Origin of the sequence: Nissabacter sp. SGAir0207, assembly GCF_005491205.1 — a bacterium.
GTDB lineage: Bacteria > Pseudomonadota > Gammaproteobacteria > Enterobacterales > Enterobacteriaceae > Chimaeribacter.
This window is the reverse complement of the sequence record NZ_CP028036.1, coordinates 174,379-191,509: the sequence shown is the minus strand read 5'-3', so window position 1 is coordinate 191,509 and position 17,131 is coordinate 174,379. Positions and strand designations below refer to the sequence as shown.

Below are 17,131 nucleotides of genomic sequence, written 5' to 3'. Positions count from 1 at the left end.
CACTAAAAAGCCGGTAACTCACGTTACCGGCTTTTTTATGCCCGCATGGCGTTCAGTAAAAGGCTTTGCGTGCCATCCGCAGGGTGGCGGCCACCGACACCAGCGAAACCATAATCAAAAAGATGCCCAGCCCAATCATCGCGTTGAAGCCATACTCCTTGAACAGCATCAGCCCGACGATACAGCCGGTCAGGAAGGAGAAGACCGTGGTGAGGTGGGTATAGAGCTGTTTGCGATGGAAATGGCGATCGCTGGAGGCCGTGCCGGTGACAAACGACGAGAAGAACGAGCCAAGCGCGATGCCCGCGTCGGTCAGGGTGCCGGTGATGTGGGTTGACCGCACCCGGCCATTGGAGAGCTGGGTGGAGGTGGAGTTATGCAGCCCCATCAGGAACCCCAGCAGCACCAGAATCTCGCGGTTATGCCGTGGCGAGTAGGAGAAGGTCTCAAACACCGACATCAAGGTCAGCGCCACCCCTTCGGCCAAAATAATCAGGCAAAAAATGGTGCGGATATTGTTCTTCAGCCCGGCAATCACCGAGAAACGGGCAGTGGTGGAGCCAAGCACAAACGCGCCGATCAGGACAGCGAGGAAGATCAGATCATTCAGGTCAGAGCTGGAGACCTCCGAAGAGATCTGGGAGGCATTACCGGTCATATGGGAGGGAAAAAAACCGAACGCGCCTAGCGCCATGGCATTCAGGATGCCCGCGGTGGTCGCCAAAATCAGCGCCAGGTAGCGGTCTTCTGTGTGGGATCGGGTCTTCTTCTTTTTGATCAGCACATTATTCACCAATAGCATCAAAGTGGATGAAAACAGCAGGGGTGACGGGTGTCACAGTTTAAGCATATATGCTGGGGGCCAATCTGGGAGGGAAAGCTGCGATCTGGCTCAGGCAAACTGTTAATAAGTCTGTCATTTCTATAGTTGCGGCGGTTTTTTCTCTAGTAATGTAAAAATCGCCGGAAAACGTGGTGGGCTGGCCAAAACTTTACTTCACTTAACTATTTACATCAGGAAAATATAACCCTGCGTTAATTGTGGTCATCCATTCTCCTGAAACTTGAAATCATAATAAGCTTATGAAAAATAATCATATTCATGATTTCTCATACTTTTTCTGATAAAAACCCTGCCTTGGGGAGGAAAACTATTCCGCTTGGTATAGTTTTAAGGGTTACAGATCCCTCTTTTGGAGGGCGGCATATTTCCGGACGTGACCAAGGAGTGAAGATGCGGAAAAAAACCATAATGGCTCTGGTATTGGCAACAGCCTCACTGGCAGCGTTGGCGGGCTGTTCATCGAATCAGGCCATCAAAACCACTGACGGCAGAACCATTGTCACTGATGGCAAACCAGAGATTGATAATGACACCGGGCTGGTCTCCTATCGCGACGCACAGACGGGCCGCACCGAGCAGATCAACCGTGACCAGATCAGCAACATGAGCGAACTGGATAACTGACGCCGGGGAAACGGGGGTAAGAACCGGTGGCGTGCAGCCTTCATCTGCGCGCCACCGGTTTGCTTAATGGGCCAGGGCGTTACTCCTTCTCACCCGAGGATTGTTTCAATCTAACCCGGTGGGAGTGAAGCCTGACCATATTGGTGTCAGCAAAGCCATCGTCTAAAGCCTGACGGGCCGCCGCTGACGACGCGGACTGGCGAAAGGCCTTTCTGGCTTGCCAGTAAGCCATGATGACGTCCTCATCAGACTCGCCCTCGGCAAGCTGCGTCAGCCTCTCCAGTATGGTGTGGTTGTTTACAGCACCCTGGTCTTCAAGGAGCGACATCACTGCCTCTCCCAAAAGTTTGTGCATATTATTTACGTTATCGTCGTTGTTCAAACCCTCTCCTGTGTTGTTAATGAGAAATGCCTGTCATGCGGCTGGATGGCGGCGCCCGGCAAGGCGCAAAGCGATACAGCCGCATGGCAGGCGGCTTATGGGCAGAGTGGCTGACGCCATGTCTGCCGGGATCAGGAGGCGCTGATATGGGTCATCATGACTTGGGAATTTCAAAAACGCGGATGAAAAAAAGCTGGCCGGAGCCAGCGTGATACAAATTATTTATCGTTCTTCCCGACCCAGTACCAACGCAATCAAAGCGTGATAGTGCTTTTCCATGTCGGCCCCAGGGGTCTGATCCAGCTTTGCCAGCAATTTGGTACAGATGGATGTACGCGTTACGGCCTCACCGGCACGCAATATCTCCGCCACAACCTGTCCCAGGCTCTCTTCTTGTGTGGGTACGCCGGGAGCGTTTGACCGGAAAGAATGCGTGATTTCACGCTTTGTGACTGGCGTCCGTTGTTGCCGTTGCATCTTTAAGCCCCAAAAATCTGGTTAGTAAATAAGCGACTTTTCGTTCAAAGGGAAATTATACAAATCAGAAATTGTTGTACAACTAATTTTTAGATAGGAATCCACTGATTAGGGCGCAATCGATCAAAATAGCATCGAATCCGTCGCTGTCCTGGCTGGGCTTCTGTCTTACTCCGCCTTTTTCCCCACCCGTTAACCACAAAAAAAGTAGGTGATGCAGCTCACCCTTCCTGCATCCGCTTTTGACTTTGCTGGCATTCGATCGAAATATAGATTTCACAATAAAAACTACATAGTGAAATTTAAACTTCATCCGATGATCACAGGAGCCGTTATGAGCACACTGTTTGCCGGCGCACAAAATTTGGGGAAGTCCTTTATGTTGCCGATCGCCCTACTGCCCGCTGCCGGGCTGCTACTGGGGATCGGGGGCGTGTTGACCAACCCGGTGACCCTGACCACCTATCCCATCCTGACGCACGGCATGCTTCAGGCCACCTTTACGGTCATGAAGCTGTGCGGCAGCGTGGTCTTTGACCATCTGCCGCTGCTGTTTGCGGTGGGCATCGCGGTTGGGCTGGCGCGCAATGATAAAGGCACCGCCGGGCTGGCGGCGGTGCTCTGTTTTATCGTCATGAATCAGGCGATCAACGCCCTGCTGCTGCTCTCCGGCACGCTGGCGGAGGAGAATCTGGCGGCGGCCGGGCAGGTGCGGGCGATGGGGATAGTCACCCTGCAAACCGGCGTGATGGGCGGCATCCTGAGTGGGCTGCTGGCCGCCTGGGTACAGAAACGCTTCGGCAAGACCGCGCTCCCCAGCCTGCTGGCCTTCTTTAGCGGGTCGCGGCTGGTGCCGATTGTCAGCTCCTTTTTTGCCATCTTTCTGGGCATGGCGCTGTTCTGGCTCTGGCCGCCGATTCAGGCAGGCATCCGCCACCTTGGCGGGCTGGTGGAGCAGACCGGCTACCTCGGCACCCTGTGCTACGGCATGATTTTGAAGTGCCTGATCCCCCTTGGCCTGCATCACCTGTTCTATCTGCCCTTCTGGCTGACCAGCGTCGGCGGCGAGGCGGTGGTGAACGGCCAACTGGTGCAGGGCACACAGAAAATCTTCTTCGCGCAGCTGGCTGACCCCAGCGTCACCCAGTACACCATTGGCGTCTCGCGTTTTATGGCGGGGCGCTTCGCGGACTTTATGTTTGGCCTGCCCGGCGCGGCGCTGGCCATCGTGCACGCCGCCCGGCCGGAGCAGCGCAAAAAAGTGGCCAGCCTGATGTTCTCCGCGGCGCTGACCTCCTTTTTCACCGGCATCACCGAGCCGCTGGAGTTTGCCTTCATGTTCTGCGCGCCGCTGCTCTACGGCGTGCACATCCTGCTGACCGGCGTGGCCTTTATGTTGACGCACATGCTGGCGATCACCGTCGGCCAGACCTTCTCCGGCGGGCTGATCGATTTTCTGCTGTTCGGCGTATTGCAGGGCAACGCCAAAACCAACTGGGTGCTGATGCTGCCACTGGGGGCGGTGATGTTCTGCCTCTACTACACCGCCTTCCGGCTGCTGATTGGCTGGCGCAACCTGAAGACGCCGGGCCGCGAGCCAGAGGGCGAAGCGCCAGAGAGGCTGGCAGACGCTGGCGCCCGCGCGCCGGCGATCGTTGCTGCCCTCGGCGGGCCGGGCAATATTCTGGCGCTGGATTGCTGCGCCACCCGGTTGCGCGTCACGGTTAAAGAGCCGCAACAGGTCGATGCAGCGGCGCTCAGCGCCCACGGCAGCCGGGCCACGCTGGTTCGCGGCACCGGCGTGCAGGTGGTGTTTGGCCCGCACGTGACCCTGATTAAAAACGAAGTGGAAGAGTGGCTGGAGGCACACCCATGAAAGCCGTGATGTTGATGTTTGATACCCTGACCCGTCGGCACCTCGCCCCCTATGGCGGGGATGCCCGCACCCCGCGCTTCAGCCAGTTGGCGCAGGAGTCGGTGCAATTTGACAACTTTTACGTCGGCAGTATGCCCTGTATGCCAGCCCGCCGGGAGCTGCACACCGGGCGCTACAACTTCCTGCACCGTAGCTGGGGGCCGCTGGAGCCGTTCGACTTCTCCGCCATTCAGGCATTGCGGCAGGCCGGGGTGCACACCCATCTGGTGACCGACCATAAACACTACTGGCGTGACGGCGGGGCCACTTACCATACCCGCTACTCCACCTTTGAGTTTATCCGTGGGCAGGAGGGAGATCACTGGCAGGGCGCGGTGGCGCAGCCGGACATCCAGTGGCAGGGAATGGAGGATGAGGCGACGCGCCGCCGCCGACGTGGCCGCATGGCGCAGGACAAAATCAACCGCGCCGCCATGCCGACGCAGGCGGATCACTGCCTGCACCGCACTATCGGGGCCGGGCTGGCCTTCCTCGAGGCCAACCACCAGCAAGACCAGTGGTTTTTGCAGATTGAGTGCTTTGATCCCCATGAGCCGTTCTTCGTTGCGGAGCCGTATCTGGCGCAGTATGGCTGCACCCCGGAGGAGTTTGATGGCTGGGTGCCCTACTACTGCGACGCGCCGGGCGGCGTGAGTGAAGAGAAGGTGAGGAAGTTCTATCAGGCGCTGGTGACGCAGTGTGATGACTACCTTGGCCGGGTGGTGGACAAGCTCAAGGCGCTGGGGCTGTGGGAAGAGACGCTGTTTATCGTCTGCACCGACCACGGTTTCCTGTTGGGTGAGCACCAGTGGTGGGGCAAAAATATCATGCCGGTGTATGACGAAATCGCCCATACGCCCTTCTTTATCCGCGACCCGCGCTGCCCGCAGCAGGGGGTGCGCCGTCAGGCGCTGGCGCAGACCATCGACATCCCCGCCACCTTGCTGGAGTTTTTTGGCGTGCCGCGCCCGGCCACCATGACCGGCCAGCCGCTGCGCCCGGCGATTGAGCAGGATGCGCGGCTGCGTGACCATGCGCTGTTCGGCTACTTTGGCGGGCACCTCAACATCACCGATGGCGAGGGTGTCTATATGCGATGCCCGCGTGAGCCGGGGGCCAGCAACCTGTATGAGTACACCCTGATGCCGACGCGCATCGACAGCCCCTTCGCGCCGCACGAACTGCGGGAGATGCGCCTCCATCCGGGCTTTAACTTCACCCAGGGCGCGCAAGTGTTGCAGATCCCGGCCACCTTCCGCTACCTCGACCCGTGGCGTTTCGGCGACAAGCTGTATGACCTGAGAAGCGATCCTGAGCAGCGCCAGCCGCTCGATGACCCGGCAAGGGCGCTGGCCTATGCGCAGGCGATGATCCCGCTGATGAAGGCGCACGATGCGCCGCCGGAGCTGTATGTCCGCTTTGGGCTGTCCCCCCTGACGGCGGCGCTGGAGCAGGCGTTTGCGGCGCGCCGGGCGGCACTGCCCGATGCGGAGCACCCTGGCGTGGCGCAGGCATGGCTGCGGGTGGCGGCCGCGCTGGAGGAGCAGGGTACGCCCCCGCCAGCGCTGGCAGCCGGTCAGCGGCTGACCGAGCAGGAGATCTTCACGTTGATTGACGCGCACTTTAGCGGTGACCGTCGCCGGGCGCTGATCTATCAGTCGCGCCTGCTGTTGCGGACAGCCTGAGATGGCTGGCTTTCAACTGGAGAACCGGCGCTTCCGGGCGCAGATCATGGCGCAGGGCGGCGAGCTGGTCAGCCTGTGGGACAAGCAACTGCAACGCGAATGGATCTGGCAGCCGCAGCCCGGTATCTGGGCGCACTCCGCCACCCAACTTTTTCCGGTGGTGGGTCGGCTGGTGCAGGGCGGGGTGCGGGCGGAGGGGCACTTCTGGCCGCTGGAGGCGCACGGCTTTTTGCGCCACCAGCGTTTTGCCTGTCTGGCGCGGCAGGCGGATCGGCTGGTACTGGCGGCCAGCGCCGATGGGAGTGCACCGCCGTGCTGGCCGTGGCGCTGGCAGGTCACCACCCACTGGGTGCTGCACCCGGATGGGCTGGCGTTGCGCCAGCAGGTGATCAACCGCGACCACCGGCCGATGTGGTTCTCCCTTGGCTGGCACCCCGGTTTCGCCCTGCCGGTGGCCTCGCAGCCGGGGTGGCGCATCGCGTTTTCGCGGGCGGTGGCTGGCCCCTTCCCGACCCGCGACCGCACCCTGAGCCTGCCCGTGGAGACCCCCTTCACCCACCATTTCCGGCTCACGCCAGAGGTTTTCCGGCATGGCGCGCTCTATTTTGGCCGGTGTCGCCAGCGGCGGATGGCGGTGCTGTCGCCAGCCGGGCGGGAGGTGATGGCGCTGGAGACCGGCACCCAGCCGTGGCTGGCGCTGTGGGGCGTGCCGGGTGCCGATCTGCTCTGTCTGGAACCGCTGGCTGGCACTACCGACGATCCGGCCTTTGATGGCCGTCTGGCGCATAAACGCGGTATCCACTGCCTGCGGCCGGGCGCGTCGCGGGCGTTTGACGTGCGGCTGCGCATGGCAGTGGACGCCTGACGCCACCGGGGCCAGAATAGCCGCCAGAATGATTGCAGAGGAAGCCAGAATGAGCGTGAACCGGGAGAACGTCAGGGTCTATATCCACAACATCATGGGCGGGTTGGGGGAGACCGATCGCCGTATCGCGGAGTTTATCCTGCGCCAGCCAGCACAGGTGGCCCAGATGCCGGTGAAGCAGCTGGCGGCAGCGCTGCAACTGAGCGAGGCGACCATCGTCCGCTTCTGCAAAAAGGTGGGCTACGGTGGGCTGCTCAACCTGAAGGCGGCGTTGAAGCGCGAACTGCTGGCGGAGAGCGACCAGCCACTGCCCGCCTCGCCCGACATTTTTCTGGATGACAGCCGCAAGGAGGTGGCGCAGAAGATCGCACTGGCGGCCGGGGCGACGCTGCAAGAGACCATCGACCTGCTGGACATGCGGGTGGTGAAGCCCGTCGTCGAGCGGTTCCTGAGCGCCAGCCGGGTGCTGTTTGTCGGGTTTGGCGCGTCCGGCCTCTCCGCCCTTGAGGCGCGAGACAAGATGAACCGGCTCGGCATTGATGCCGAAGCCTACTGTGACCGCTTCAGCATGACGCTGAAACTCGCCAATCTGAAGCCGGACGATCTGGTGGTGGCCTTTTCCCACTCTGGCGCAACGCCGGAGGTGGTCAACGCCTTCCGGCTGGCGGAACGCGCTGGCGCGCAGCGGCTTGCCATTACCCATAGCCCGCACTCGCCACTGACCGCACTGGCCGACACCTTCCTGCTGACCTGCGGCAGCGCCGGGCCGCAGCAAGGGGACTCGATTGAAACCCGGCTCTCACAACTGTTTATGATTGAATTTCTCTGTACCGAGATCACCCGCCACAACCTGCGTGACCGCGCGGCGGCCGGGTTATCCATCAGGGAGTTGCTGATTAAGGAGAGGATCCAGCATGAGGAACCCGAGTGACGCGCCCAGCGGCAAGTGGTGGCTGGCTGGCAAGACGCCGGACTACCGCTTTACGTTGGCGAATGAGCGCACCTTTCTGGCCTGGCTGCGTACCGCGCTGGCGCTGATGGCGGCGGCGGTGGGCATTGACCAGTTCTCCCCAACGCTCGCCTCGCCCGCCCTGCGTATAGCATTGGCGCAAGGGCTGCTTATCACGGCGGCCATCATGGGCGTGCTGGCCTGGCGGCGCTGGCGGCACAATGAGTATGCGATGCGGCTGGGGCGTGACCTGCCCCGCTCGCCAGCCCTGCCACTGGCCAGCGGGCTGATGGCCCTGCTGGCGCTGCTGCTCGGGCTGCTTATCTGGCAGGGGCAGCCGTGAGCGCACGCGATCCCGGCCTGCAACCGGAGCGCACCACCCTGTCACGCCGACGCACCGGCTGGTCGATGGCGATTGTCGCCCTGCTCTGCCTGCGCGGCTGGGGCCACCACGGCCAGTGGGAGTATGCGTTGGGCGGCCTGCTGCTGGCCTTCGGGGCCGCGGGCCTCTACACCGGCCTGTTACGCCGTCACCTCTGGCTGGCGGCGGCGCTGGTCAGCGCCAGCGCCCTGTTACTCTGCCTCCGCTAAGCCCGCTACTCGCCATCCCCCTCTTCATAATGGATCACTGACAGCAGCCGGATCGGCACCCGCGTCAGCGTCTCTGGCCCGTGCGGCACCATGCCGTCAAACGAGAGGCTGTCACCGGCGGACATCGGGTAGAGGCGCTCGCCGTGGCGATAGACCAGCTCCCCCTCCAGCAGGTAGAGAAACTCCTGCCCCGGATGGCTGAAGTTGGGGAACTCCTCGCTGGCGTCATCCATCGTCACCAGAAACGGCTCATACACCTTCACCGGCCCCTGGGCGTAGCGCAGCAGTTGGTAGGAGTGCCCCACCTCGGTGCCGGAGCGCACCACCTCCATCCCCTCGCCCGCCTTCACCAGTTGTGCGCCACGCCGCCCCATGTCGTAGTCGCTGAACAGCCGTGAGATGGGCAGGCCGATGGCGTCGCACAGCCGGCTGAGGGTATCGAGGCTGGTGGAGACCTGTGCGTTCTCCACCTTGCTCACCATGCCGGGGCTAAGTCCAGCGATGCGCGCCACGTCTGAGATCTTGAAGCGCTGGGAGAGGCGGCGCTGCTTGATGGCGCGCGCGATGTGCTGCTCGAGGCTGAGCGGGCTGCCGCGCTTGGCGGGAGGGAGTCTGGTCATCGGCAGGTGATTTTCTCCGACATTTTGCGCAGGTTGCCCAGCTCGAAGGAGATGCGTTGCGCGCTGGCGAACAGCGCCTCACGCGCGTGCTGCTTCTGGCGATCGTCAGACATCAGCGCGTCCGGGCCGGAGATATTGACCGCCGCCACAATCTGGTTGTGGTGGTCGCGCAGCGGCATGGCGATAGAGGTGGCGTAGTCCGAGCGGTGCTCAACCCAGCCGCGCAAGTGATCCTGTTCGATGGTCTCCTTCAGCTCTGGCAGCGTGCGCGGCGCGGGCAGCGAGTAGCCATCCAACCGCACATGCTGGTAGAGACGCTCCAGCTCCAGGTCGGTCAGCCCCATCAGCAGCACCCGCCCCATCGCGCAACAGTGGCACGGGATGCGGGTGCCGACCGGCACGTTCACCGACAGGCGCTGGGCGGCAAAGGAGCGGTAGATATAGACCGCGTCACTCCCCTCGCGGATGCTGAGGTGACAGGACATCGACACGGTGTTGCGCAGCGCCGTCAGGTGCGGCATCGCGATGTCCACCACGTCGCGGCTGGCGAGGTAACTGAAGCCGTTGGAGATCACCTGCGGCCCTAGCTGGTAGGTGTTTTTCGCCACCTTCTCCAGATAGTTCATCTCGGTGAGGGTGGTGACGATGCGGTAGATCGCCGAGATGGTAATGCCCAAACGGTCGGCGAAATCCTGCACCGTCAGCACGCGGTCGCGGCTGTTGAACATCTCCAGAATGGTCAGGCCGCGAAACAGCGCGGGAACGGTATAGTCATTGTCGGTTGCGGTTGCCACAGGCATCGGTTCCTCCGCCAATCAGGGGTTAACGGGAGTGGTGCGCGTCATCAAACTCGGCCATCGCATCGGTCAGCACCGGCCAGAAGTAGGCGGCGGTGGCGCTGTCCATCAGCAGCCAGAAGGTGGGCTGCGCCTGCCGGGTGGCGTTGATCACCATGGCGCTGGCGCGCGCCACCGAGGTCTGGGCGATGGCACCCGGCGCAAAGGCGCGCTCGGTGAGATCGACGCCGCACAGTTTTGCCATCACCAGCGCGGCGGCCTCGCCGCTGAGCGCCAGCCAGGCGTGGCTGTCCTGCCGGGGCAGCAGGTAGCAGGCGGTGTCATCCAACTGCCACGCCGCCTCCTCACGCCACAGCCGATCGCCGCCCGCTGCCTCGGGTGCCAGCAACAGGTACTCGGTCTGTGACAGCCGCGCCACCAGCGTGCCATCCGCTTGCCACAGCGCCTGATTGGGCGCGGTGGGCAACTGATAGCCACGCCCGGCCAGCCACTGCGCCGCCTCGCGGCCACGGAAGCCCACGCGGGCGCGCGGCGAGCAGTCCACCAGCGTCACCAGCGCATGGCCTGCCGTCAGGGGGGAGACGCCAGCGGTCAGGTGCGCCAGCGGGTAAGAGGGTTGTGCCTGCATGGTTACAGCTCCTGTCGTTGGTTATCCGCGTCATAAAAGGGCAAGGCCACTACCTGCGCCTCCAGCTGCACGCCGCCCTCTACCCGTAAGGTGAGGCGCGCGCCCGGCTGTGACTGTTCAAAAGATGCATAGGCCATGCCAATGATGGCATTCAGCTTGGGAGAAAACTCACAGGAGGTGACGTTGCCGGTGATGCGGTCACCCTCCAGCACCAGATGCCCCTCCAGCGGCTGCGGCGATCCGGCGGGCAGGGTGAAGCCCACCAAGCGGCGCACCGGCGGCTGCGCCTCCAGAATGTCAATCGCCCGGCGGCCAACAAAGGCCGGTTTGGCGCGGTTCACTGCCCACCCCATCGATACCTCCGCCGGGTGGGTCATGCCGTCGGTGTCCTGCCCGATGATCACATGCCCCTTCTCCAGCCGCAGCAGGCGCTGCGCCTCGACGCCAAAGGGCTGGATATTGTCCGGCGCACCAGCGGCCATCAGCGCGTCCCAGAGCGCCGCGCCGTAGCGGGTCGGCACATGGATCTCATAGCCCAGCTCGCCGACGAAGCCCACGCGCAGCAGCCGCGCCGGGATGCCCGCCACCTCCCCCTGTCGGCACGCCAGATAGGGGAATGCCTCATTCGAAAGATCCACGCCGGTGCAGACCCGCGCCAGTACCTCGCGCGCCCGTGGCCCGGCCAGATTGACCGCCGCCCAGGCGGAAGTGACGTTGGCGATGTCCACATCCAGCCGCCATTGGGTGTTCCACCACAGCATCGACTGGTAGACGCGTGCCACGCCGCTGGTGGTCGCCGTGACGTAGAAGTGGTTCTCCGCCAACCGGCAGGCCACGCCGTCATCAATGATCACCCCCTGCTCATTGGCCATCAGCGCGTAACGCGTGCGCCCCACCGGCTGTTTGAGGAAGGCGAAGGTGTAGAGGCGATTGAGCAGCTCCGCCGCGTCCGGGCCGCGCAGCTCGATGCCGCCGAGGGTCGAGAGGTCAATCAGCCCGACATTGTTGCGCACGTTCATCACCTCGGCCTGCACCGCGCTGGCCTTGTCATGGGTCGGCGCGCGGCGATACCAGCCCGGTCGCAGCCAGTTGCCCGCGGGCATCATCTGCGCCTGCAACGCCAGGTGGCGCGCGTGCATGGCAGTGACGCGCCACGGATCGAAGCCGCGCCCGGCCAGATGCGCCAGACTCTCGGCGCTGAATGGTGGCCGCGCAGTGGTGACGCCCGTCTCACTGACGCTGCGCCCGGTGGCCTGCGCCACCAGCCGCGCCGTCGGCAGGGCGGAGTGCCGCCCCTGTGACGGCCCCATGCCGACGGTGGAGAAGCGCTTCACCAACTGCACGTCGCGGTAGCCGTGGCGGGTGGCGTTGATGATGTCCTTGATTTGCAGATCCTCATCGAAGTCCACGAACTCCTTGCCCTTGGGGTGCGGGAACATCGGCCAGGGGTGGTTCACCTGCGGCAGCAGGCGGCTGGCGGGCAGAGGCGCGGGCGCGTCAATGCCCAGTTGCCGCAACGCCTGAAGTGCGGCCCGCCGCCCATCCTCCTGCACCGCCTCCAGCGAGTGCCAGCCGTTGATCGAACCGGCGGTGAACAGCCCGGTTGGCAGGTGGCTCAGGGAGAAGTTGGCCGTCTGGTCGTCATAGTGCAGTTTGCCGCCCGCCTGGCACGGCAACTGCCAGGCGGGCATGTAGCCAGCGGACATGCCGAGCACGTCGCACGCCACGGCCTCGCCCTGCGGGGCCACCTCGCCCGGCGCGGTGATGCGGTGCACCTGCACCTGTCGCAGGCAGCCACGGTTATCGGCCTGTGCCTCCCAGACCGTCGCGTTCCGCCAGAGCGGCACCCCAGCCTGTTTCAGGCGTGCCGCCAACTGCGCATCGCTCGGGCCGGGGCGCAGATCCACCACCCCGGCCACCTGCACGCCCTGCTCCAGCAGGGTCAGCGCCGCCAGATAGGCGTCATCATTGCCCGCCAGCAGCAGCGCCCGGCGGCCGGGCCGCACCCCATACAGCGCCATCAGCCGTTGGAGCGCGCTGGTCAGCATCACCCCCGGCAGGTCATTGTTGCGGAAGATCACCGGCTGGTCATAGGCCCCGGCCGCCACCACGCAGGCCCCGGCGCGCACCTTGAACATCCGCGCGCCCTGAATGACCGGCAGGTAGTGATCCTGGAACCAGCCGCTACAGGTGGCCCCCACCATCACGCGGATGCGCGGGTGGCGGCTGGCTCGCTGGGTCAGCGCCAGCAGCGCCTCCTCCGCCGGTTGGGTGTCAGTGTCGAAGCGCGCCCAGTTCAGCGCGCCGCCCAGCAGCGGTTGCTGCTCCACCAGCAGCACCTCCGCACCGGCATCGGCTGCCGTCAGCGCCGCCTGCAACCCGGCTGGCCCACTGCCGACCACCATCAGGTCACAGAACAGGTAAGCCTTGTCAAAATAGCCCGGCTTCACCGCCAGATTCAGCACCCCCAGCCCGGCCTTGCGGCGGATCAGCGGCTCCCAGCGCTTCCACATCCCCTTGGGCTTGTAGAAGGCGCGGTAGTAGAAGCCGACCGGCATAAAGCGCGAGAAGAGTTGCAGCTTCTCGTCGCGGTCGCTCTCCAGCGAGCCGCTGTAGTTCTGCCCGCTGGCACGCAGCCCACCGGCGATCGGCAGGGTGTCCGCCAGCACATTCGGCTCCTCCGGCAGTTGCACCAGCGTATTGGCGTCCTGCCCTGCCAGCGTCAGCGCGCCGCGCGGGCGGTGGTATTTGAAGGAGCGCGAGAGGATCAGCCGCCCGTGGGCCAGCAGCGCGCTGGCGAGGGTGTCACCGGCGTAGCCACGGTAGGCAGTGCCCTCAAAATGGAAAGTGATGGCCTGACCACGGTCAATCAGCCGTCCCATCGGCGCGGGCAGGCGGGCCACCTCCGCCGCGCTGGCCGGGCTGTCCAGCTCCCCGAGGATGATGTCATTCATGACGCCACCTCCAGCGGGACGGTTGCCGGGCGGCTCTGGCGCGCCGGGTGCGGGAAGCGTTCGGCGGGATCAAAGGTGCGCAGGATCTCGTCGGTCACCGTGTGGCGCTCCGCCAAAAACCAGTAGCTCGAGGGCTGGTGGAACCACCACTCGGTGACCACCCCGGCGGTGTTGTCGCTGTAGAAGACATAATCCGCCCAGTCGCGGTCGCTGCACCCCATCTGGTCGGGGATCGCCTTCAGTTCGCCGCCGTAGGCAAATTCGCTGATATTGCGTGGCCCGTTGAGCGGGCAGTTCATCACTTTCATCGGTTATCCCCTAATGGCTGGCCGCCGTGGCGCCCATTTCATTGACCTGCCGGAACTGCATAAAACGTTCCAGACAGAATGGCGCGATCAGATCCGGCGTCTTGCCACCGCTGGCGACCAGTTCCGCCATCGTTTTGCCGCAGATCGGCGTCGCCTTGAAGCCCCAGGTGCCCCAACCGGCGTCCAGGTAGTAGTTCTTCACCGGGCTTTCGCCCATGATCGGGCTGTAGTCCGGCGTCATGTCGGTGATGCCCGCCCATTGCCGCATCAATTTGGCCTGTGCGAGGAAGGGGAACATCTCAATGCCGTGGGCGATCAGGCTCTCCTTCAGGTCGAGGGTCGAGCGGGTACTGTAGAGCGGATAGGGATCGGAGCCGCCGCCGAACACCACCTCGCCCCGGCTGGTCTGCTGCACGTAGCAGTGCAGCGCAGAGGAGCTGACCAGTGGGTCAAGGAACGGTTTCACCGGCTGGGTGACCATCGCCTGCAAGGGGTAGCTCACCACCGGCAGGCGGAAACCGGCCTTCTGCGCCAGCTGCGAGCTGTAGCCCGCCACCGCCTGCACCGCGCAGCCACAGCGGATAGTGCCACGGTTGGTCTTCACCGCCGTGATGCGCCCCTCGGTCACCACCAGATCCTGCACCTCGGTGAGCTGGTGGATCTCGACGCCGCGCTTCGCCGCCTCCTTGGCATAGCCCCACGCCACCGCGTCATGGCGGGCGGTGGCGCCGTCGATATGCCACAGCCCGGCCAGCACCGGCAAATTGGCCGGGTCGAGGTTGAGGGTCGGCACCAGTTCGCGGATCTGCTGGCGGTCAATCATCTCGGTGCGGCCGCCAAAGTGTTTGTTGACCTCCGCCCGCTGGCGGAAGGCGCGCACCGTGGCGTCGGTGTGGGCCAGCGTCAACTGGCCGCGTTCCGAGTACATGATGTTGAAGTCGAACTCATTCGACAGCCCCTGAAACAGCTTCACCGACTCGCTGTAGAAGCGTACCCCCTCGGAGGTGAGGTAGTTGGAGCGGATCACCGCGGTGTTACGCGCAGTGTTGCCGCCGCCCAGATAGGCTTTCTCCAGCACCGCGACGTTGGTGATGCCGTGGTACTTCGCCAGATAGTAGGCGGTGGCCAGCCCGTGGCCGCCGCCGCCGATGATCACCACGTCATAGTGCGTTTTCAGGTCGCGCGGCGGCGGGATGTCCACCTCCGCCGGGTAGCGCGACGACAATCCATACTTCAGCAAGGCAAACGGCATGATCTTCCCCTTAGCCAGCGCACTGGAGCGCGGCGGCCTGTTGCTGCAACTGGGTGGCGGTGACGGTGTTTTGCATCAGGCAGGCGATGGTCATCGGCCCGACGCCGCCCGGCACCGGCGTCAGGGCGGCGGCCACCGCGCTGACGCTGGCAATGTCCACATCCCCCACCAGCCGGCTGCGTCCCTCGCCCTGCGTAATCCGGTTGATGCCGACGTCAATCACCACCGCGCCCGGCTTGATCCAGCTGGCATCAATCATCCCCGGCCGCCCGACGGCGGCGATCAGGATGTCCGCCTGCCGCGCCAGCCGGGCGGCGTCCTGGCTGCGCGAGTGCAGCGTGGTGACGGAGCAGTGCGCCTGCAACAGCAACGCGGCCATCGGCTTGCCAACAATGTTGGAGCGCCCCACCACCACCGCGTGTTTGCCGGCCAGATCGCCGCCATACTCCGCCAGCAGGCGCATACAGCCGAGCGGCGTACAGGGCGTCAGCACGCGCTGCCCCTGCACCAGCCCACCGGCGTTCTCCGGGTGGAAGCCATCCACATCCTTCAGCGGGGAGATGGCACGCACCACCCGCCCCTCATCGATGTGCGCGGGCAGCGGGAGCTGCACCAGAATGCCGTTCACCGCCGCATCCCGGTTCAGGTTGTCAATGGTCGCCAGCAATTGCTGCTCGCTGAGGGTGGCCGGGAAGCGGTACTCATGGGAGAGGATGCCGACCTGTTCGGCGGCGCGCAGTTTGTTGCGCACATAGACCTGGCTGGCCGGGTCATCGCCCACCAGCACCACGGCCAGCGCGGGCGTCACGCCTTCGGCACGGCAAGCCTGCACCTGCTGCGCCACCTCGGCCAGCAGCCGCTGCGCGCTCTGTTTGCCATCAATCAGGCGGGCGGTGTGGGGTTGTGTTGTCATCGGAAGATCACCGTTTTGTTTTCGTCGAGGAAGATGCGGTGATCGGCGTGCAGTTTCACGGCACGCGACAGCGCGATGGTTTCGGTATTGCGGCCCACGGCCACCAGATCCTCGGGGCGGTAGGTGTGGTCTACGCGCTGCACCTCCTGCTCAATGATTGGCCCTTCGTCCAGATCGGAGGTGACGTAGTGCGCTGTCGCGCCAATCAGTTTGACGCCGCGGTGGTAGGCCTGATGGTAGGGCATCGCCCCCTTGAAGCCCGGCAGGAAGGAGTGGTGGATATTGATGGCGCGCCCGGCCAGCTTGCGGCACAGGGTATCGGAGAGAATTTGCATATAGCGCGCCAGCACCACCAATTCCGCCTGCGTCTCCTCCACCACGTTCATTAATTCCGCCTCCTGCTGCGCCTTATTCTCTTTGGTCACTGGCAGGTAAATAAAGCGGATGCCGTCGCGTTCGGCGATCGGGCGTAAATCAAGGTGGTTGGAGACAATGGCACTGATGGTAATCGGCAATTCGCCCTTATTTTTCCGGTAGAGCAGATCCAGCAGGCAGTGGTCGAATTTACTGACCATCAATATCACGCGCATTGGCACCGCGCGGTCAAATACCTGCCACTGCATCGACAACCCCTCCGCCACGGCGGAAAAGTCCCGTTTCAGCGAGGCAATATCTGGCGTCACCTGCTCATTAAAACGGAAACGGGCGCGCAGAAAGAAGTGCCCCAAATGCTCATCATCATATTGTGACAGCTCACTGATATAGCACTGGTTATTGCTGAGGAACCCGGTAACGGCAGCAATAATCCCTGAGCGCGCAGGGCAGCTGGCCATCATAACGTAATCATGAGTATTCGCAGACATGGCGTCTCCACACAGATAAAGTAAAAGGTTTGCCGGTAAATATAAATGCCCGGCGCAACGCTGATTTTCATTTGAACGGGCTGGTGCTTAAAACTTTTAATTCAAAAAAATCGCCGTGTCGATAGATAAATTGAAATTTTATTCATTCCGCTTTCTGGCGCTATTTTATTTGGCCGATGAAGAAAACGGTTTACCGGCAAACTTTTTACGCAAATATCTTCACCCGCGCAAATCCGCATTTATTACGTCAGGATGACGGTTATTTTGGGGCACCACTTTAGGGAATGCTTCATTATTTCCAGCGTTATTTGTCGCTGTCCGGCCCTATTTTGTAGGCAACCTCCACCCGATATTCGCCGCCCGCTTTTTTAAGCCGTTGAAAATCCTATTTATCCTGATAAATGCGGGAAATTGGCACGGAACCTGCTTTTGCCCAACAGTAAAAATTTATTCCTGTCAGGAAC

General features: G+C 62.9%; 18 protein-coding genes. 7 read left to right on the top strand and 11 right to left on the bottom strand.

The window, feature by feature from the left end:
• Window positions 1-52: 52 nt before the first annotated feature.
• Window positions 53-784 carry a YoaK family protein gene (locus tag C1N62_RS18705; RefSeq protein WP_137765220.1) on the bottom strand — a complete coding sequence of 244 codons (732 nt, stop codon included), beginning with the start codon at window positions 782-784 and terminating at the stop codon, window positions 53-55.
• Window positions 785-1,234: 450 nt separating this feature from the next.
• Here C1N62_RS18705 and C1N62_RS18700 point away from each other — a divergent pair, with 450 nt between their 5' ends.
• On the top strand, window positions 1,235-1,468 hold the full coding sequence (locus tag C1N62_RS18700) for a YgdI/YgdR family lipoprotein (protein ID WP_137765219.1): 234 nt from the start codon (window positions 1,235-1,237) through the stop codon (window positions 1,466-1,468).
• Between the two features lie 79 nt (window positions 1,469-1,547).
• Here C1N62_RS18700 and C1N62_RS18695 read toward each other — a convergent pair whose 3' ends face one another.
• A complete protein-coding gene (locus tag C1N62_RS18695) occupies window positions 1,548-1,850 on the bottom strand; it encodes a hypothetical protein (RefSeq protein ID WP_137765218.1) in 303 nt (100 codons plus the stop codon).
• Window positions 1,851-2,072: 222 nt separating this feature from the next.
• On the bottom strand, window positions 2,073-2,327 hold the full coding sequence (gene ycgZ, locus C1N62_RS23385; protein ID WP_137765217.1) for a regulatory protein YcgZ: 255 nt from the start codon (window positions 2,325-2,327) through the stop codon (window positions 2,073-2,075).
• A gap of 334 nt (window positions 2,328-2,661) precedes the next feature.
• On the opposite strand from ycgZ, the gene C1N62_RS18685 reads away from it, so the two are divergent.
• From C1N62_RS18685 to C1N62_RS18660, 6 genes are read left to right on the top strand one after another with little or no spacing between them, the layout of a single operon-like run.
• On the top strand, window positions 2,662-4,203 hold the full coding sequence (locus C1N62_RS18685) for a PTS transporter subunit EIIC (RefSeq protein ID WP_137765216.1): 1,542 nt from the start codon (window positions 2,662-2,664) through the stop codon (window positions 4,201-4,203).
• Window positions 4,200-5,927, top strand: coding sequence for a sulfatase (locus tag C1N62_RS18680; RefSeq protein ID WP_137765215.1), 1,728 nt, complete (start codon window positions 4,200-4,202; stop codon window positions 5,925-5,927). Before C1N62_RS18685 ends, C1N62_RS18680 begins: the two co-directional genes overlap by 4 nt.
• Before the next feature lies 1 nt (window position 5,928).
• On the top strand, window positions 5,929-6,792 hold the full coding sequence (locus tag C1N62_RS18675) for an aldose epimerase (protein WP_137765214.1): 864 nt from the start codon (window positions 5,929-5,931) through the stop codon (window positions 6,790-6,792).
• A 49-nt stretch (window positions 6,793-6,841) separates the two neighbouring features.
• On the top strand, window positions 6,842-7,723 hold the full coding sequence (locus C1N62_RS18670) for a MurR/RpiR family transcriptional regulator (RefSeq protein ID WP_137765213.1): 882 nt from the start codon (window positions 6,842-6,844) through the stop codon (window positions 7,721-7,723).
• Window positions 7,707-8,084, top strand: coding sequence for a YidH family protein (locus C1N62_RS18665; RefSeq protein ID WP_137765212.1), 378 nt, complete (start codon window positions 7,707-7,709; stop codon window positions 8,082-8,084). The genes C1N62_RS18670 and C1N62_RS18665 overlap by 17 nt, the downstream gene beginning before the upstream one ends.
• Window positions 8,081-8,332 carry a DUF202 domain-containing protein gene (locus tag C1N62_RS18660; RefSeq protein WP_206057794.1) on the top strand — a complete coding sequence of 84 codons (252 nt, stop codon included), beginning with the start codon at window positions 8,081-8,083 and terminating at the stop codon, window positions 8,330-8,332. The genes C1N62_RS18665 and C1N62_RS18660 overlap by 4 nt, the downstream gene beginning before the upstream one ends.
• A 5-nt stretch (window positions 8,333-8,337) precedes the next feature.
• Here C1N62_RS18660 and C1N62_RS18655 read toward each other — a convergent pair whose 3' ends face one another.
• From C1N62_RS18655 to purU, 8 genes are read right to left on the bottom strand one after another with little or no spacing between them, the layout of a single operon-like run.
• Window positions 8,338-8,952 (bottom strand): cupin domain-containing protein, encoded by a 615-nt coding sequence (locus C1N62_RS18655; protein WP_137765210.1) that lies wholly within the window; start codon window positions 8,950-8,952, stop codon window positions 8,338-8,340.
• Complete coding sequence (locus tag C1N62_RS18650; RefSeq protein ID WP_137765209.1) at window positions 8,949-9,752, bottom strand: IclR family transcriptional regulator; 804 nt, start codon at window positions 9,750-9,752, stop codon at window positions 8,949-8,951. Before C1N62_RS18650 ends, C1N62_RS18655 begins: the two co-directional genes overlap by 4 nt.
• Before the next feature lie 22 nt (window positions 9,753-9,774).
• On the bottom strand, window positions 9,775-10,377 hold the full coding sequence (locus C1N62_RS18645) for a sarcosine oxidase subunit gamma (RefSeq protein ID WP_137765208.1): 603 nt from the start codon (window positions 10,375-10,377) through the stop codon (window positions 9,775-9,777).
• 2 nt (window positions 10,378-10,379) lie between these two features.
• Entirely contained in the window at window positions 10,380-13,331 is a 2,952-nt protein-coding gene (locus C1N62_RS18640) for a 2Fe-2S iron-sulfur cluster-binding protein (RefSeq protein ID WP_370465605.1), read from the bottom strand.
• On the bottom strand, window positions 13,328-13,639 hold the full coding sequence (locus C1N62_RS18635) for a sarcosine oxidase subunit delta (RefSeq protein WP_137765207.1): 312 nt from the start codon (window positions 13,637-13,639) through the stop codon (window positions 13,328-13,330). Before C1N62_RS18635 ends, C1N62_RS18640 begins: the two co-directional genes overlap by 4 nt.
• Window positions 13,640-13,649: 10 nt before the next feature.
• Window positions 13,650-14,891: an FAD-dependent oxidoreductase gene (locus C1N62_RS18630; protein WP_137765206.1), complete on the bottom strand. Its 1,242-nt coding sequence runs from the start codon at window positions 14,889-14,891 to the stop codon at window positions 13,650-13,652.
• A 10-nt stretch (window positions 14,892-14,901) separates the two neighbouring features.
• Complete coding sequence (gene folD / locus C1N62_RS18625; protein ID WP_137765205.1) at window positions 14,902-15,804, bottom strand: bifunctional methylenetetrahydrofolate dehydrogenase/methenyltetrahydrofolate cyclohydrolase FolD; 903 nt, start codon at window positions 15,802-15,804, stop codon at window positions 14,902-14,904.
• Window positions 15,801-16,667, bottom strand: a complete 867-nt coding sequence (purU, locus tag C1N62_RS18620; protein WP_137765204.1) for a formyltetrahydrofolate deformylase — start codon at window positions 16,665-16,667, stop codon at window positions 15,801-15,803. Before purU ends, folD begins: the two co-directional genes overlap by 4 nt.
• Window positions 16,668-17,131 lie beyond the last annotated feature (464 nt).

Excerpts from the sequence above, each read along its gene's own strand:
- C1N62_RS18700 (WP_137765219.1), top strand. The coding sequence starts at position 1,235 with ATGCGGAAAAAAACCATAATGGCTCTGGTATTGGCAACAGCCTCACTG.
- ycgZ (WP_137765217.1), bottom strand. The coding sequence starts at position 2,327 with ATGCAACGGCAACAACGGACGCCAGTCACAAAGCGTGAAATCACGCAT.
- C1N62_RS18685 (WP_137765216.1), top strand. The coding sequence starts at position 2,662 with ATGAGCACACTGTTTGCCGGCGCACAAAATTTGGGGAAGTCCTTTATG.
- C1N62_RS18680 (WP_137765215.1), top strand. The coding sequence starts at position 4,200 with ATGAAAGCCGTGATGTTGATGTTTGATACCCTGACCCGTCGGCACCTC.
- C1N62_RS18675 (WP_137765214.1), top strand. The coding sequence starts at position 5,929 with ATGGCTGGCTTTCAACTGGAGAACCGGCGCTTCCGGGCGCAGATCATG.
- C1N62_RS18670 (WP_137765213.1), top strand. The coding sequence starts at position 6,842 with ATGAGCGTGAACCGGGAGAACGTCAGGGTCTATATCCACAACATCATG.
- C1N62_RS18665 (WP_137765212.1), top strand. The coding sequence starts at position 7,707 with ATGAGGAACCCGAGTGACGCGCCCAGCGGCAAGTGGTGGCTGGCTGGC.
- C1N62_RS18655 (WP_137765210.1), bottom strand. The coding sequence starts at position 8,952 with ATGACCAGACTCCCTCCCGCCAAGCGCGGCAGCCCGCTCAGCCTCGAG.
- C1N62_RS18650 (WP_137765209.1), bottom strand. The coding sequence starts at position 9,752 with ATGCCTGTGGCAACCGCAACCGACAATGACTATACCGTTCCCGCGCTG.
- C1N62_RS18645 (WP_137765208.1), bottom strand. The coding sequence starts at position 10,377 with ATGCAGGCACAACCCTCTTACCCGCTGGCGCACCTGACCGCTGGCGTC.
- C1N62_RS18640 (WP_370465605.1), bottom strand. The coding sequence starts at position 13,331 with ATGAATGACATCATCCTCGGGGAGCTGGACAGCCCGGCCAGCGCGGCG.
- C1N62_RS18635 (WP_137765207.1), bottom strand. The coding sequence starts at position 13,639 with ATGAAAGTGATGAACTGCCCGCTCAACGGGCCACGCAATATCAGCGAA.
- C1N62_RS18630 (WP_137765206.1), bottom strand. The coding sequence starts at position 14,891 with ATGCCGTTTGCCTTGCTGAAGTATGGATTGTCGTCGCGCTACCCGGCG.
- folD (WP_137765205.1), bottom strand. The coding sequence starts at position 15,804 with ATGACAACACAACCCCACACCGCCCGCCTGATTGATGGCAAACAGAGC.
- purU (WP_137765204.1), bottom strand. The coding sequence starts at position 16,667 with ATGTCTGCGAATACTCATGATTACGTTATGATGGCCAGCTGCCCTGCG.